This is a genomic window from Salipaludibacillus agaradhaerens, from assembly GCF_002019735.1.
In the GTDB taxonomy this organism is placed as follows: domain Bacteria; phylum Bacillota; class Bacilli; order Bacillales; family Salisediminibacteriaceae; genus Salipaludibacillus; species Salipaludibacillus agaradhaerens.
In genome coordinates, this window is record NZ_KV917378.1 from 1,963,679 (window position 1) to 1,977,927 (window position 14,249).

15 protein-coding genes are annotated in these 14,249 nt (G+C 34.3%); 1 reads left to right on the top strand and 14 read right to left on the bottom strand.

Annotated features, from left to right (window positions below):
* Positions 1-158: 158 nt before the first annotated feature.
* From BK581_RS09260 to BK581_RS09300, 9 genes are all read right to left on the bottom strand, one after another.
* Positions 159-1,388 (bottom strand): MFS transporter, encoded by a 1,230-nt coding sequence (locus tag BK581_RS09260; RefSeq protein WP_078577903.1) that lies wholly within the window; start codon positions 1,386-1,388, stop codon positions 159-161.
* Between the two features lie 38 nt (positions 1,389-1,426).
* The gene (locus tag BK581_RS09265) at positions 1,427-2,005 is read right to left on the bottom strand and encodes a diguanylate cyclase (protein ID WP_078577904.1); all 579 of its coding nucleotides are present in this window, start codon (positions 2,003-2,005) and stop codon (positions 1,427-1,429) included.
* A gap of 34 nt (positions 2,006-2,039) precedes the next feature.
* Positions 2,040-2,936, bottom strand: a complete 897-nt coding sequence (locus BK581_RS09270) for an isocitrate lyase/phosphoenolpyruvate mutase family protein (RefSeq protein WP_078577905.1) — start codon at positions 2,934-2,936, stop codon at positions 2,040-2,042.
* Complete coding sequence (locus tag BK581_RS09275) at positions 2,926-3,807, bottom strand: NAD(P)-dependent oxidoreductase (protein ID WP_078577906.1); 882 nt, start codon at positions 3,805-3,807, stop codon at positions 2,926-2,928. The genes BK581_RS09270 and BK581_RS09275 overlap by 11 nt, the downstream gene beginning before the upstream one ends.
* Entirely contained in the window at positions 3,804-4,445 is a 642-nt protein-coding gene (locus tag BK581_RS09280) for a nucleoside/nucleotide kinase family protein (protein WP_078577907.1), read from the bottom strand. Before BK581_RS09280 ends, BK581_RS09275 begins: the two co-directional genes overlap by 4 nt.
* On the bottom strand, positions 4,445-5,257 hold the full coding sequence (locus tag BK581_RS09285; protein WP_078577908.1) for an isopentenyl phosphate kinase: 813 nt from the start codon (positions 5,255-5,257) through the stop codon (positions 4,445-4,447). Before BK581_RS09285 ends, BK581_RS09280 begins: the two co-directional genes overlap by 1 nt.
* A 72-nt stretch (positions 5,258-5,329) precedes the next feature.
* Positions 5,330-5,878, bottom strand: a complete 549-nt coding sequence (locus BK581_RS09290; RefSeq protein WP_169837646.1) for a cupin domain-containing protein — start codon at positions 5,876-5,878, stop codon at positions 5,330-5,332.
* 21 nt (positions 5,879-5,899) lie between these two features.
* Positions 5,900-6,658 carry a hypothetical protein gene (locus BK581_RS09295; RefSeq protein ID WP_078577910.1) on the bottom strand — a complete coding sequence of 253 codons (759 nt, stop codon included), beginning with the start codon at positions 6,656-6,658 and terminating at the stop codon, positions 5,900-5,902.
* A 24-nt stretch (positions 6,659-6,682) separates the two neighbouring features.
* On the bottom strand, positions 6,683-7,834 hold the full coding sequence (locus BK581_RS09300) for a LeuA family protein (RefSeq protein WP_078577911.1): 1,152 nt from the start codon (positions 7,832-7,834) through the stop codon (positions 6,683-6,685).
* Between the two features lie 170 nt (positions 7,835-8,004).
* Here BK581_RS09300 and BK581_RS09305 point away from each other — a divergent pair, with 170 nt between their 5' ends.
* Positions 8,005-8,925, top strand: coding sequence for a helix-turn-helix domain-containing protein (locus tag BK581_RS09305; protein ID WP_078577912.1), 921 nt, complete (start codon positions 8,005-8,007; stop codon positions 8,923-8,925).
* A 45-nt stretch (positions 8,926-8,970) separates the two neighbouring features.
* On the opposite strand, the gene map is transcribed toward BK581_RS09305, so the two are convergent.
* The 5 genes from map to BK581_RS09325 all read right to left on the bottom strand — a co-directional run bounded on the left by map (position 8,971) and on the right by BK581_RS09325 (position 14,049).
* The gene (gene map, locus BK581_RS09310) at positions 8,971-9,714 is read right to left on the bottom strand and encodes a type I methionyl aminopeptidase (RefSeq protein WP_078577913.1); all 744 of its coding nucleotides are present in this window, start codon (positions 9,712-9,714) and stop codon (positions 8,971-8,973) included.
* A 17-nt stretch (positions 9,715-9,731) separates the two neighbouring features.
* Positions 9,732-9,863 carry a hypothetical protein gene (locus BK581_RS20440; RefSeq protein ID WP_276327422.1) on the bottom strand — a complete coding sequence of 44 codons (132 nt, stop codon included), beginning with the start codon at positions 9,861-9,863 and terminating at the stop codon, positions 9,732-9,734.
* Between the two features lie 17 nt (positions 9,864-9,880).
* The gene (locus BK581_RS09315; RefSeq protein ID WP_169837648.1) at positions 9,881-11,044 is read right to left on the bottom strand and encodes a nucleotidyltransferase family protein; all 1,164 of its coding nucleotides are present in this window, start codon (positions 11,042-11,044) and stop codon (positions 9,881-9,883) included.
* Complete coding sequence (locus BK581_RS09320; protein ID WP_169837649.1) at positions 11,034-11,954, bottom strand: GNAT family N-acetyltransferase; 921 nt, start codon at positions 11,952-11,954, stop codon at positions 11,034-11,036. Before BK581_RS09320 ends, BK581_RS09315 begins: the two co-directional genes overlap by 11 nt.
* A 508-nt stretch (positions 11,955-12,462) precedes the next feature.
* Positions 12,463-14,049, bottom strand: coding sequence for an oleate hydratase (locus tag BK581_RS09325; RefSeq protein WP_078577916.1), 1,587 nt, complete (start codon positions 14,047-14,049; stop codon positions 12,463-12,465).
* Positions 14,050-14,249: the final 200 nt, after the last annotated feature.

The following is a 14,249-nucleotide window of genomic DNA, read 5'->3' on the forward strand; positions in this document are numbered from 1 at the left end:
TAAGCAAATGTGGTTTTTTCTCACATGTCACTTATGGATATTTTTCTGTCGTGTGCAAAAGCCCAGTTATCCATAGGATACACTGTAAATCTAGTATTTACTTGTGACGCAATCTAGAGAGACACCCTACTTCTCCAGCTACAGCTTTACAAACACAATTATTTAAGATCTGTTAAACGTGTTCTTAAAGCCAATATGGCTATGATTAACAAAAACATTGAGGTCATAAGAAAAATGAGATTTACCTCTATTATGTCGGCAAGATAGGTAATGACTAAAAAAGAAAATGGCAGAGCTAGCTTCATGATCATTGAAGATGTCCCAATGACTCTTCCTAAAAGGTGCGATGGGGTGCTTTCTTGTCTCAAAGCAAAATAATGCACATTACAGATAGTCGCACTAAATCCTACAAAAAACATACTCATACAAATAACATACCAATTAGAAGACAGAAAAATAGCAAATTGAGCTAGGCTGACAGTAAAAGTAGCCAGGATAAATATGTACCCTCTATTTACATAATCTTTACTATATTTAGCTATTAGTGTTGCAACAACGCCACCAATAGCTGAAATACTAAAAATCAAGCCTAATTGTCCTTCAGTGATACCAATAACATCAAGTGCATAAAATATTAGAATCGTACTAGTAGACACTGATGCTATATTATTTCCTAAAATTAATAATGTGGCACTGAACAAAGCTTTACTTCCATAAAGTTGTGTCCATCCCTCTATAATATCTTTTTTTAAGTTAAAATGGGATCGCGGCTCATAGGAAGGAAGCTTTACAGGTAATACACAAACTAATAAAACGATTAATCCAAGCAAAGTAATACTCAGGCCTACAACATAAGTCGTATAAAGTATAATTGCCCCAGCCATAGCAGGTCCTATTGAATTAAAAATCGTATTGGTAAACGTAATATAAGCATTAGCGGTAGTCAGCTGGCTCTTATCAACTATAGAAGGGATAATTGATTGATAAGTATTCGCAAAAGCATAAATACACGTGTAAATAAAAAAGCCTAGTAAATATAGATGCCATAGTTGAATAGTTGAGGTAGCAAGAAGTAAGATGATGAATATAACGGAAAAAATTTTAATCAAAATTGATAACAGCATGATTCTCTTTCGATTGAACCAATCAATGAGAACCCCAATAAGAATCCCTAAAACGACATTAGGTATAAACTCGATCGCTTTCATTGTTCCCATGTAAAAAGATGAGGATGTCAAATCATAAATGATCAAAGGGATACTTAAAGCAAATATATGGAATGTAAAATTGTGTGCAGAATGACCAAGCAATAAAAATAAGAAATTCTTATTTTTCCAAACTTGCTTTTCTTTTAATTTTGTTTTTTCTTCTAAGTTTGCTAAACTCACATTTTGCTCCCCCTAAAAAGGCGGTATTCTTCTACCGCCTAAAGTTCATCGTGACGTCTAAAAAACTCATTTAAAGCAAGCCTAAGAATATCAGCTTCCTTATTATTCGTCTTTTCAGCATACATTTTTAAGCGTTTCAGCTGGTAAGGGTAATAGTAATTACTTTTCATTATTTTTTGATCTTTTTCTGGCTGCATAATCATATTTCTACCTTCCTGTTTAGCACGGTAAAGACCCTCTTCAGCACCTGTTAGAACTTGACTTGCATGATCACCATGTTCTGAATTAGAAGCAATTCCTGCACTAAATGTTAGATGAAACGTGTTCTTCTCACTATTTTTCCATGCATGCTTCAAGTCCATTAACAGATTAAGTGCTTTATCACTTTTGCAGCCCTCTAAAATAAGGATAAATTCATCTCTTCCTACATAGTATGCATCGCAAGGGAGCGTATCTTTAACTACCTCTAAAAATGTTCGTGTAATCTCCTCTAAAGCTCCTTTTTCAGGTTTGCATTTGTCTATATCAACAAATGCTAATGTGTAGTGCTTATCTCTGTACTTCTCATCAATACCTTCTAACAACTTATTTAATTTCTGTTCAATATTAATATCCATATGATCATTATATACATAAACATATATATGTCAATTAGGTTTTAGATAGTTGTTTCGCTTGGTAATTATCATATTTCTCTTCATTTAATAACATGTTATTCATCCCTTGCAATTCAAAAATGCTTTCCATTGATTCTAAATCATTATTTATTTGTTCTAAAGATCCTGAACGCCCTAGCTTGAATAGTGTATTATTCATCGCTTTAATAGCAGAGCGTAACCCCTGATTAGCGTAAATTACCATTTTAATCTTTAATTGTTTTATTTGCACTTCTGTTAAAGAGGGATAAGTCGTTGGAACAATGACTATAGGCGTGTTTGATTTCCACCTCCCCCTAAATTCTTCAATTTCATATGAAGTCCTTTTTTTCGAATGGATAAGAATCATATCTGCCCCAGCTTCCTCATATGCTTCCGCTCTTTCAATAGCCTCTTCTATGCTCAAACCTGCAATCAAAGCTTCCACTCTAGCAATGACTACAAAATCATCACATACTTGGGTATTTTTAGCCGCTTTTATTTTCGCCGCAAATTCATGTTTGTCGGCTAATTTTTGTCTCTTATTAATAAAACTATTAACTTTAGGAAATAGTTTATCTTCAAGACATATCCCTGTGATACCAGCCTTCTCGTACTTTTTCACCATCTCTATAACGTTATTAACATTACCAAACCCTGAGTCACAGTCTGCTATAACTGGAATATTTACTGCTTCTACCATCATTTCAGCAGCTCGGAGAAACTCCGTCATCGTTAGTATGTTGGCATCTGGCTTACCATGACTAGCAGATATCTCAAATCCACTAGCCCATATCGCTTCAAATCCATTCTTTTCCGCTATTTTGGCACTGATAGCATCATGAGCACCAATTGTACGAATAAGCTTATCTGGATTATTTAAATAATGTCTAAAAAGGTGTCTAGGTTTCATTTATATCAACTTCTTTCAAATAAAGTTTGATACACTCAGACTGGTCATTTTGTTTACCGATATTTCTTTCAGCACTGAAGAACTGTTGCAAAGCCAATTTTCCTTGTAAAAGTTCCAGATTATTTTTTTCTGCTAATTCATTTGCCAGTTTTAAGTCTTTTACACGCACTTCTAAAGAGGCTGATACTTCTTTGCTAGGGTTCATGAGGCGCTCTAAAAGTATATTCATATAGATAGAGTTCCCACGTGTCTCTGTTAATACTTCCTTTAAAGTGGGCAAACTGAATCCTTCTTTTAACCCTAGGGCAATGACTTCTGAAGCTGCTAATAAATTAATTGCTTCCGCTAAATTGTTAAGTATTTTTAACGTTTGGGAAGAGCCGGAATCACCTACATAATACTTTTTATTCGAAAAAAGAGAAATATACCTTTCTGCTTGAAAATAAGCCTCATTATTTCCAGAAATAATCGCAGTTAATTTACCAGCTAAAGCTCCTTCTGGTCCCCCAGAAACAGGACAATCCAAATAATGGATGTTATATTCACTTAAATAGTGAGCTGTTTCTCGAGTTATTTGTGGGGATAGCGTACTAATATCAACAATGATTAAATTTCTTTTTTGTCCTTGCAATATACCACCTTCTTCATACAAAACATCGTGTAATGCTTGATGTCCTGTCAAGCAGAGAAAGATAATATCACAGTCTAAAGCAAGGTGTGAAGGAGAGTCATATAATATAGCCCCTTCCTTTACTAAAGATACTGCTTTCTCAGCAGTTCTATTAAAAACTCTTACTCTTTCACCTTCACGTAACATTTTCATCACAGCTGCTTTTCCTAAGCTTCCCGTTCCAATCCAGCCAACTTTCATATTAAATTTTTCTCCCTCGTTACTTGTGATATTTTCTCAACCACAAAGTTGGTGATTTTTTCTTTTGGTTCTAAGGATGATATTTTTAGCCACCGATAAGTATCGGCCCAATTTAAAAGCCTATTTCTTAAGTTAGTTTGGTGATTTATAAACTTAGTCTTATTTAAATCCATAGCTAGTCCACACTCATAAGGGGTCAACTCAGGTTTACGTTTTAATGCTATTTCAGGTGGAACATCAAAATAAAAAGTCAAATCTGCCTTAGGAAACTGTTTACACGTTAGCTCTATCCATCTTTCATCACACCCATATTCGATTTCGGAAGCCGCGTGTTTCATCCAATATCCATCGAGTAAATAAATCGTATCCTCATTTTCTAACTGATCCTTTGTTAATGTGATGGTAATACTCCAGAATAAAAATAATGCTCTACTTATTCCTTGCATTTCTGCAATATTAACTCTCAAATCATTAAGTGATGTATCTATAAATTTACATTCAGGAAATTTTTCCGATTTTAAAATATCCCATTTATCGAGAATTTGGACTTTATACCCTTCTTTTAATAGCCTGTTTTTAACTTCTTTTACTTGTGTACTCTTTCCTGATCCATCAGTCCCTGCAAAGGCTATTAGCATTAAATGATGTCTCCTCTCATTATGTTATTTGTGTTACCTCCCTCAATTAAGGTACCAATTTGCTTATCCTCATTGAATGCCTCAATAATATTTTCTGGTTCTCTTCCATCACAAATAACGCTGTCACAACCATATTGCGATAACTTAAAAAGGGACTTTACCTTTGTTTTCATTCCTCCGGTTACATCTTGTTTCAACGATCCGCCCGTTTCTCCAAGTACTGAACGATAATTTTGTTTATTTATCGTCTTTATAATCTCTTTTTTATTATTTTGGAGGTAGACTCCTGGTACATCTGTTAACATGACAACTTTTTTCACATCTAAGTGCTCTGCTATAACTTCTGGTATTTTATCACTTGAGAAAATACCAAAGTCATTTTTCTCGTCAAACACGAGATCTCCTGAAATAATTGGAAGTAACCCCATTTCTAAACACTTTTTAATAGGGTCAATATATGAAGAATAATGCTCCCCTTCATTGGAAACCACAAAAGCACTTGCTTGGAATGGATAACATGGAATATCATATTTTTTAAAAGCATAGTAAAATTCTCTCATCCACTCTTGCATCTTTATCGTCATCATCGCTATATTTTCAGGTTTCCAATGGTTCATACTGTTATCTATGTGATACCTTTTAGGAACGGCATTACCATATGAGCCCCCACCTAAAACGATAATTAGGTTACCTTTCAAAGCAGTCCAATTTTTTTTTATAATTTTGGCATATTGATAGATATTTTCGAATTCAGGCTTACAATAAGCATTTTTATCTGTGATCAAAGAGCCTCCAATTTTAACAACGTACATTGATACATCACTTCCTCTAGTTAATAGATGAAATTAAAGCTATGGAAATCCATAGCTTTAATTCAAAAAATCCTAATAATTAAAAGCCAACAATTCTGAGTCATCTTGAGCTGAAATAAAACTATGAGGAACTCCTGGTTTTATATACACAGAATCACCTTTATTTAAATCAATGCTTTTTTGCTCTTTATTATGTTCCCAGTGCATTCTCACAACACCTTTTGTAATGTAGACCATTTCTTTAGAGCCATGTCCCCCATTTAAAGTAACATGATCTTCATCTTTCACATGTAACTCAACACGTAAAGGCATTAAACTAGGTTCCGTATTTGTCGTAACTAAATGATTATAGGTGTAATATTTATTACCGTTCTTCAGACTCGTTCGTGAAAAGCCTTCTCCATCTCTTAAAATCTTTACGCCACTCTCTAAATCGCTGTTCTCTTCATCAAAAAATGAAGCAAGAGGAATGTTTAAGAATTCAGCTGTTTCTTTCACTTTTTCAAACGAAGGAAAGACTATTTGACCATTCTCTTCTTTAAATTCTTTAACCACTTCATTAATTAACATTTTTCTTCCTTCACTTAGGTCTTGTAAATGGTCTTTACTAATTGTAATCATCATCATCACCTCATATAATTTTTATAGTTGTACAACGATATTCTCAGTTTCATTAACCGACTCAATTAAGTGCTTTTCTAACGTTTCTTCCAGATTCAAATAGAATTCTTCGACTTTTTTGTTGTATGGTAAATGAGAGACTCCTAAATCATGTTCAACTCTTTTTATTGTTTCTTCAGATACTCTTGGTCGCGTAAAGCTAGCTACTCGATTTACCATACCTTTAACTAATTCTTCGGCTGTAAAAGAATAGTTGTCCCAAAATTTCTCTGACACCACTTTATTTCTTACTGAGGGTGCTGTTTCTTGATACCACTTAATACGATAGTTGAAATAATCTACTTTACTCCACATCTCATATTGGCCTGCACAGTAACTTTCATACGGTGCAAATGCTTGAACAGCATTGTTATACGTGTCGAAATATGAATGTGAGATAACAGATAATAGTGCGCCATAGCCATCATCAATTGCCATTTCTTTATCCGTCCCTATTGCCTCATTAAAAGCATCAATAAATTGTTGCTTTTCTTGTTCAAATCTCCTTAATTCAAACGTATCTGTATTAAGAGTAGGTACATGACCCTTTATCGTTCCAAAAACTACTTTTGCACAATCAACCACCACTGGCCCTTTTACTAGTGGATGACTATGCAACCTATGAAGGAAACTTGGCTCACCATCCACTAATGGAAGAATTGACATATAGGCTAATTCTGGCCTCTCTCCAGCTGTCTCTAACAATTTTTTAGCTAATGCGATGTGCGAAAAACGATCCATCTTGTCACCACTCCTTTATATGTTTTATACAACTAATGATTTTGATTTCATTACATTTTTTGCTAGTGATACAGCTAGAGATGGACTTACATGTGTTCCTAAAATAGTAGAGACTTCTCTTATTGCTGGAATTATGTCTTTTGCAATGTCTCTTGATATATCAAGCCCTTCTTGAGCTAAAATATATTGAATGGCTGCTGAACCACTGTGCTTACCTAAAACAAACTCATGTTTACGCCCTAACATTTCAGGATCAAAAGCTTCAAAACTTTCCTTTACCTTTAACATGCCGTCAACATGAATACCGGATTCATGAGTAAACACATGTTCACCTACTATCGGTTCGTTCCCAGCTACAGGAAGTTTGCTATATTCTGAAACTAGTCGAGAAATTTCAGGTATTTTTTTCATATTTATATCTGTTTGATACCCCTTCAAACTTTCTAATGCTGGAATGACTTGATGAAAAGAAGCTAAGCCCGCTCTATCACCAAGTCCATTAATGGTGACATGTACTTGGCTAGCTCCCGCATCAACTCCTGCCAAAACGTTAGCTAGTGCGAGATTAAAATCATTGTGCATGTGAACTTGAAAGTCAAAATCTTCAGGTACTTCTTTCTTAAGCATTTTAACGATATTCTCAACTTGGGAAGGCATTAAACACCCTACTGTATCAGATAATCTCATACGCGAAGCTCCTACTTTAGCCAGGGCTCTTGCATACCTCTTTAAAAACTCACTGTTAGCTCTTCCCATATCTTCAGCACTAACTGAAATAAATTCCGCGCCTTGTTTTTTTGCATATTCCACCAGTTCTATCGCTGTTTCGATAACCCAATCATAACTTTTATTAAATTTTTCCTTGATGTGAATATCTGACGAGGGTAACCCTATGTGTAAAGCTTTTAACCCTGCTTCTAGAGTCTTATCCAGATCTTCCTTTCTCCCTCTGTTCCACCCAATCAGCGTCGGAACATTTGGATCAGATGCGAGATTTTTAATTGTTTGATACTCTAAAGAACCCATTATTGGTATACCAACTTCAATAAACTTCACATTGGCATCTGCTAACTTTTCAACAATTGTTCTTTTTTGCTTTTCATTAAAAGCTACTCCTGGGGTTTGCTCACCTTCTCTTAAAGTTGTATCTTCAATTGTGATAAATCGCTTTTTCATACACACCACCCTTTCGTCAATTTTCTTAATATTATATTAATATCAATTTTCTTGCATTTCTGAAAATAAAGAGTTTAAATTATAATATAAGTAAATAACATCAAAATAGTGCTAAAATCTCTTTTTTTATTCTTTTAGGAATTTTCTAAAAATAGGAGGGTGATTTTGAGGTGAAAGCGACAGATTTAGTGAAAATTGGTGAATCGATCCGATACTATCGTAAGTTCAGAAAGCTCACTCAAAAAGAGCTTGCCGAAGATATCTGTACTCAAGCCCAAATAAGTAAAATGGAAAAAGGAGAAGTGCTTCCCTTATCCTCAACACTATTTCTCATCTCCATTAAATTAGGTATTAAAGTTAATGATCTCTTTTATGAATCTGCTTATACGAGGTATGATTATATGAAAACCCTCACGAGAGTTATTAGAACTAAAATTACCAATCATGAATATGCAGACGTTCTTCAAATAATTGACTTAGAAAAGGACAACTATTTCAACTCAACTGAAATGACACAATTCATTTTATGGCACAAGGGTATTGGCATTGCACACGTACATAAAGATTATCAACATAGTATAGACCTTTTAAAAGAATCATTAAGTATGACTAATAAAAAGAATGGATTTTGCTCAGAAAGAGAGTTAGAAATTATAAATAGCTTAGCAATTGTTTATGATTTGTCTGGAAATAGCAAGGAAGCACATAAATATTACAAAAGAGCTTTAAAAGAAAGCACAATTTTACCAAGTCTAGACCCTAATATTAAGGCTAGAATGTTATATGGATTAGCCAAAATAGAAAAAAGCCTTGGGAATTTAGAAAAGTCAATAGAGGTTAGTGAGGAAGGGAGATTATTTTGTATAAATAATGGTCTATTATATCTCTTAGGTGAATTTCTATACCAAAAAGGGTATTGTATGATTTTACTAGAGGAAAAAACAGGAGATGAATATGTTAACCTTGCTATAATGATTTTTAAATTACAAGGTAATTATCACTTAGCTGAACTTGCTGAAAGGAATTTAAATGAGGCTTTACAGAAAGTAGAACATAAAAAAGAGAAAGGATTAAATAAACGTCTCTCCTGATATCATATAGGAGAGGCAAACCTTTCGCTGATTTAATCCTTTAGGTTAAGTAAGCACTTCAGCACAATCGTCTTTTATTAAAATAGTATGCTCAAAATGAGCTGAATTCTTTCTATCTATTGTTTCATATGTCCAACCATCTTCTTTTAGGACTATCTCTGGTAATCCTATATTTAACATAGGCTCAATTGTTAATACCATGCCTTCTTCAAGGAAAAAATCCCACTCTTCCTCTATTGCCCCTAGATGAGGAAAGAATGGTTTTTCATGAATAGCTTTGCCGATCCCATGCCCTCCTAATTGATAAACAATCGAAAATTGATGCTTTAAAACATAATCTTCTATTTCTTGTCCCACTTCACTTATTTTTCTTCCTTCTTTACATTGAGACACGCCTATTTTCAGAGCAGTATCAGCAACATTTATCAAATGCTTCATTTCACTATCAACTTCACCGACAGAATAAGTGAAACAACGATCAGCATGATAACCTTCCACATTGGCTACAATATCGACTGAAACGATATCACCTTCTTTTAATGTTCGTTTACTGGGAGGTTCATGTGCGACAGACTGATTAACAGAACAACACGTAGCGAAAGGGTAATTGTTAAATCCCTTTAAGGAAGGGTAGGCTTTATTTTTTCGAATAAAAGATTCCACATAGCTGTCTATATCGAGTGTAGTTATCCCTGGCTTAATAAAATGATGCAGTTCTTCATGACACTCTTTTATTATATTCCCAGATTTCTGTATTCTATCAATTTCTTTATGTGTTTTTTTCTGCATTAAATTTCTCCACCTATTTAGTGAACATGAGGCAGATCACTAGCTTTATATTCTGATGCCTCATGAGGGTGATCGGTAAAAGAAATAGTTAGTGTCCCAAAAGTAATAGCTAACCCCATTAAACAAACCTTAAGAATATTTTTTCCCATTTTTATTCCCTCCTGTTTTAAAAATTTGTTAGTTCTTCTACTTTTTCCAATTCTACTTCCGTATGAACACAGAAATTACTAGCCAAAAAAAGGCCTAAAGGTGTTTCTACAAGGTCCATATTCTCCTCAGTTAACCACTGAAAAGAATCATACTTATCGTGATTAATTGGAATAAAGTGAGTTAATATTCCTGCATAAAACCTCTTTCTAACACCTAGTAACAACTCGAATTTTTTAATATTATTTATAAAAAAATCATTATCAATCAATACTTCTCCAACTCTTTTGTAGTAATTCATCGACAAATCTCTTAGAGGCGTGTAATGATTCCTATATATCATTGGTATTATATGATTCTTATCTAGAAATAATGTGTGATATTTTCTTCTTATATTTCTAAACCATTGATTCTCTTGCTTTCCGCCATCAAGGTTTTCTAAATACTTAGAGACTCTTCGAACATTTTTATACAAATAAAGGGATTTTAAAGTGGTGGACACTTTTTCGATTTTTATATACTCAATCATATACTTGAAATCTAAGGCATCTCTAACTCGTAACACATCCCTTTCATTAATTTCTGCCAAAAATATAATAAAATTAGCGATATGGGAAGGTATATTAATTGCTACTTCATTTTTATACATTGTTCTCGAATCTTTAGAAATGATCGAATAATCAATCCAAGTAAAATCACTTGCTGGAAATCCTCCAATATTAAATTCAAGTGATAGTGTATCCCCACCATCCAAGTATTTAATAAGTTTTATTACTCCTCTCATTTCCTGATTATAACTAAACTGAGGATATGACTCATATTCAAAACCCCTCGAAAATAAGGTGTCTGCACACTTCAGAAATTCTTCAAAATTTGACACACTAAAGTCAAAATCTAGACTATACCTATATAATGTACTAGGATAGTATTTTTGAAATGAGAGTCCCTTTAATAATAAATAATCTATTTTTTTGTGATTTAGTACCTCTACTACCTTCAATAGCTCATTTTTTCTTTTAGTTTCTGAAGTAAGAAAGGAGCACCAGCTTTCCCCGTCTATCTCAACGTCTTGGTAATGTTTTAAATATATGGCATCTAGCTTATGAAATTTTAATTGTTTCATATCAATTGGGATTTTAAGAGACACACCATTTACGGCCATATTGTAAAGGTCATGATCCACAACGTAAATTCCCCTCCTTTCCATTAACTAAAAATACAAATTTAGAGATTTTCCAATTATCTCTCATTAGATTCGATACTAAAGGATCTTGGTTACTTAAATTAGTATCCACAGTCCCTTTGAGCGTTTTTATTCCATTATTTAAGCATTCCCTTCCTCCCCACTCCATCAGTTCTTTACCTAACCCAAGTCCTTTATATTCATCAATTATAAATAGATCTACGAGAGTGGCTTCTGACTCTTCTTCATTTTTTGAAAAAGTCACATGGCCTGCAAATTTATTTTTATAAGTAACCACTCCTGAAATCATGGCAGAAGAAAGAAGGTTTTGTTTATAGAAATCTTGAATATTTTCATTAAAATTATGCACGTTTATTTCATTTCTTAATTCAGATAATAAGCCTACAGAATAGGCTTTCTTCAAACAAGTTAACACGTCCTCTACATCTTCATTCATAATAGCTCGACACTCAATATCCCTCATTGCTGTTTTATGCATTGGCATTTTTTTTATGCTTTTTTCTACCAAAGTTGTATATAGAGATAAATTTGAATTGTTTTTAAGAATTTTATTCACATCACTTTGTTTACTACCGTTAGGAATAGCCATCTCTATGTAAACCACATCAACTGTTGCTAGTTTCATTGTAATAAAATTTTCTAACCTTCTAGAAAAATCACATTTAAAGGTATCATTATCATATTTTGTGTAGATTTCTATATAACCCTCAGTTAAACCGGAAAAGTCGTTAACTCCCTCTATGTAGCTAATTAGGAATTCTATATGCCCCTTCGAAAAATACCATTCCCCTTTAAAATCTCTTACTGTATGATCCGCATATAAAAGAGATTGCTTTTGTAAATGCCAATCTTCAGTTATGAAATAGTTTATGTCTTTAATCTTTTCCATCATTACCCCTCCGTTCCTAGTTTATAAGGAGGCCCTCCAACAGTTATATTGGAGGGTTAAAGATATAAATTACATATTCTTAATGAGTTACCTTACTTACGACGTTTAATTTTTTTAATTTGCTTATAAGTTACAGTTGCACCCATTTAGCTCACCTCCCACTTTTTTTATACACACCACAAGACATAAATACATTAACGTATATATGTCTTTGTGTATATGTTAATAGCTTTTTCAAATAATGTCAACTGATTTTTTTAATTTTTCAAAATATATTTTAAATTTGTATCTAACATTTTCCATTCCACTTTCATTAACCCTGACGTTAAATTAAGAGGCGCAAATGAATCATATAGCTATAAGCCTTTATAAACTTATCTAATATCCATTTCTCTTCATAAAAAATTTACTCCAGGCAAAAAAACTTCCCTAAGGGTAGACATAATTCTTTATACGTCTACTTTTAGGAAAGCGGATCATGATCATGGTTCCTTTTTTTGCTGTTTATCTACCTAAACGTCGTATTTATCGCTTTAAATAATGTTCGAATATCATACTGATGAGGCGTAACAGGGCAGATTTTCTTCGTTATCCCCAACAACTCATAAACCGCGATTCTCGCAGCACGAACCGAGTACTCTTCCGTAAACACCATGTCTTCAGGAATCTCAACAAACTGACTAATCATCGCAAAGTTTGTTGAGCCCTCTGGAACGACTTTTGGTCGATCAGTCATCGCCCTCGGTTGGAATTGTGCCACAATATACGGCATGATACACGGAATTACGTTAACAACGTCAGCTAAAATATCAGCCACGTCTTTATCAAAGTGAAGGTGATGAAGCAGTTCTATTAATATCTCTTCACCGGTACACTCTCGCATAGGCTTTTTCACATAATCCCCTAGCTGATCTGTGTATAATCCATATCCCCAAAAGATCGTTTCATCCTCAGTTTGTCCTTTAAAATGTGGCTGGTGTGCCACCACAATAGACATGAGCCAGCTGGAGTCTTTAAACGTCATTAAAGCACCACTTCCTGGCACATTACGAGAAAAAGCTTCTATTCTCTTCAGCAGTTTGTTACCTTTTAACGTGACAGTAAACGATTGCCAGTTCGTTTGTCCGGGGTCCGAAAAGAAAGGTTTCGGATTACCAAGCCCTTGTTTTTTAGCTGCAATGTTGGCCCACAAATTCCCTGAAATAGGATCTTCAGCATTAAATGGGGCGGGGGTGTGAAGATCGCCTAATGTGGCGCAATCTGTCATACATCCATTTGTCACAATACAAAGGTCTTTTTCTTTTAATGAAATCGTCCCCTCGCCTTTTTCTGTCGTATAATGAATCGTTGACACAGTAATCTCTTGCGTATTAGCAAAATCTAAGTCCGTCACCGTACATTTTAATGAGAAATCGACCCCATGATTATCTAAAAAAGTTTTGAGTGGTAAAATCACGGATTCGTATTGATTATACTTCGTTCTCGTTACTCCTTCTAATGTATGAATACGCGAATATTCAAAGATCATCCGATTCATATAGCGCTTAAATTCAAATAAGCTTGACCATTTTTGAAAAGCAAATGTCGTTTGCCACATGTACCAAAAATGCGTTTCAAAAAAATGCGTCCCAAACCAATCGGATATTTTTAGATGATCTAGTTTTTCTTCCGGTGTTAGTAATAATTTTCCTAGGGCTATACGATCCTCATTATTGAAGCCCATACTCATCACGTCTAAAATCTTACCTTGTTTATTAATAAGACGAGCGTTGGAATGTGTCGGGTGTGCGTCATCAAATGCTAGAATCTCCTCTGTGACACTCATGCCTTCTTCTTCAAGTGATGGTATTGAGGAAAATAACTCCCAGAAGTTTTCGTATGTTTCTTCATTCAGCATACGTCCGCCTCGGCAAACAAACCCTTTTATCGGAGACCCACCGCCATCATTTGACCCACCTAGAACAGATAGTCCTTCAAGAACATGAATGTTTTCTCCTTTGAACCCACAATCCCTAATCAAGTACGCAGCACCAGCCAATGAAGCGAGGCCTCCTCCTACAAAATAGACGTGTCTCTCATCATTCCTTTTTGTCATGGTCAATTCCTCCACCAATACGTTTTACAAGGAAGGTACCCCCTTGTTCTATATAGTGTGACTGGATTGATGTTGGAGACATATAGACAATTAAGGCCTCGTGTCAAAACTTTCAACAAAAACCCTCGATTGTCTAACAATAAGTATGATAAGAGATTGCTTTTTAATTGCTCTGAAGAAATTAAACATATTTGGCTATA

Bases quoted from the DNA above. Each gene is read 5' to 3' on its own strand.
- BK581_RS09325 (WP_078577916.1), bottom strand. From the start codon at position 14,049: ATGACAAAAAGGAATGATGAGAGACACGTCTATTTTGTAGGAGGAGGC.
- BK581_RS09275 (WP_078577906.1), bottom strand. From the start codon at position 3,807: ATGAAAGTTGGCTGGATTGGAACGGGAAGCTTAGGAAAAGCAGCTGTG.
- BK581_RS09300 (WP_078577911.1), bottom strand. From the start codon at position 7,834: ATGAAAAAGCGATTTATCACAATTGAAGATACAACTTTAAGAGAAGGT.
- map (WP_078577913.1), bottom strand. From the start codon at position 9,714: ATGCAGAAAAAAACACATAAAGAAATTGATAGAATACAGAAATCTGGG.
- BK581_RS20440 (WP_276327422.1), bottom strand. From the start codon at position 9,863: ATGGGAAAAAATATTCTTAAGGTTTGTTTAATGGGGTTAGCTATTACT.
- BK581_RS09320 (WP_169837649.1), bottom strand. From the start codon at position 11,954: ATGGAAAAGATTAAAGACATAAACTATTTCATAACTGAAGATTGGCAT.
- BK581_RS09295 (WP_078577910.1), bottom strand. From the start codon at position 6,658: ATGGATCGTTTTTCGCACATCGCATTAGCTAAAAAATTGTTAGAGACA.
- BK581_RS09285 (WP_078577908.1), bottom strand. From the start codon at position 5,257: ATGTACGTTGTTAAAATTGGAGGCTCTTTGATCACAGATAAAAATGCT.
- BK581_RS09265 (WP_078577904.1), bottom strand. From the start codon at position 2,005: ATGGATATTAATATTGAACAGAAATTAAATAAGTTGTTAGAAGGTATT.
- BK581_RS09290 (WP_169837646.1), bottom strand. From the start codon at position 5,878: ATGATTACAATTAGTAAAGACCATTTACAAGACCTAAGTGAAGGAAGA.
- BK581_RS09280 (WP_078577907.1), bottom strand. From the start codon at position 4,445: ATGCTAATAGCCTTTGCAGGGACTGATGGATCAGGAAAGAGTACACAA.
- BK581_RS09270 (WP_078577905.1), bottom strand. From the start codon at position 2,936: ATGAAACCTAGACACCTTTTTAGACATTATTTAAATAATCCAGATAAG.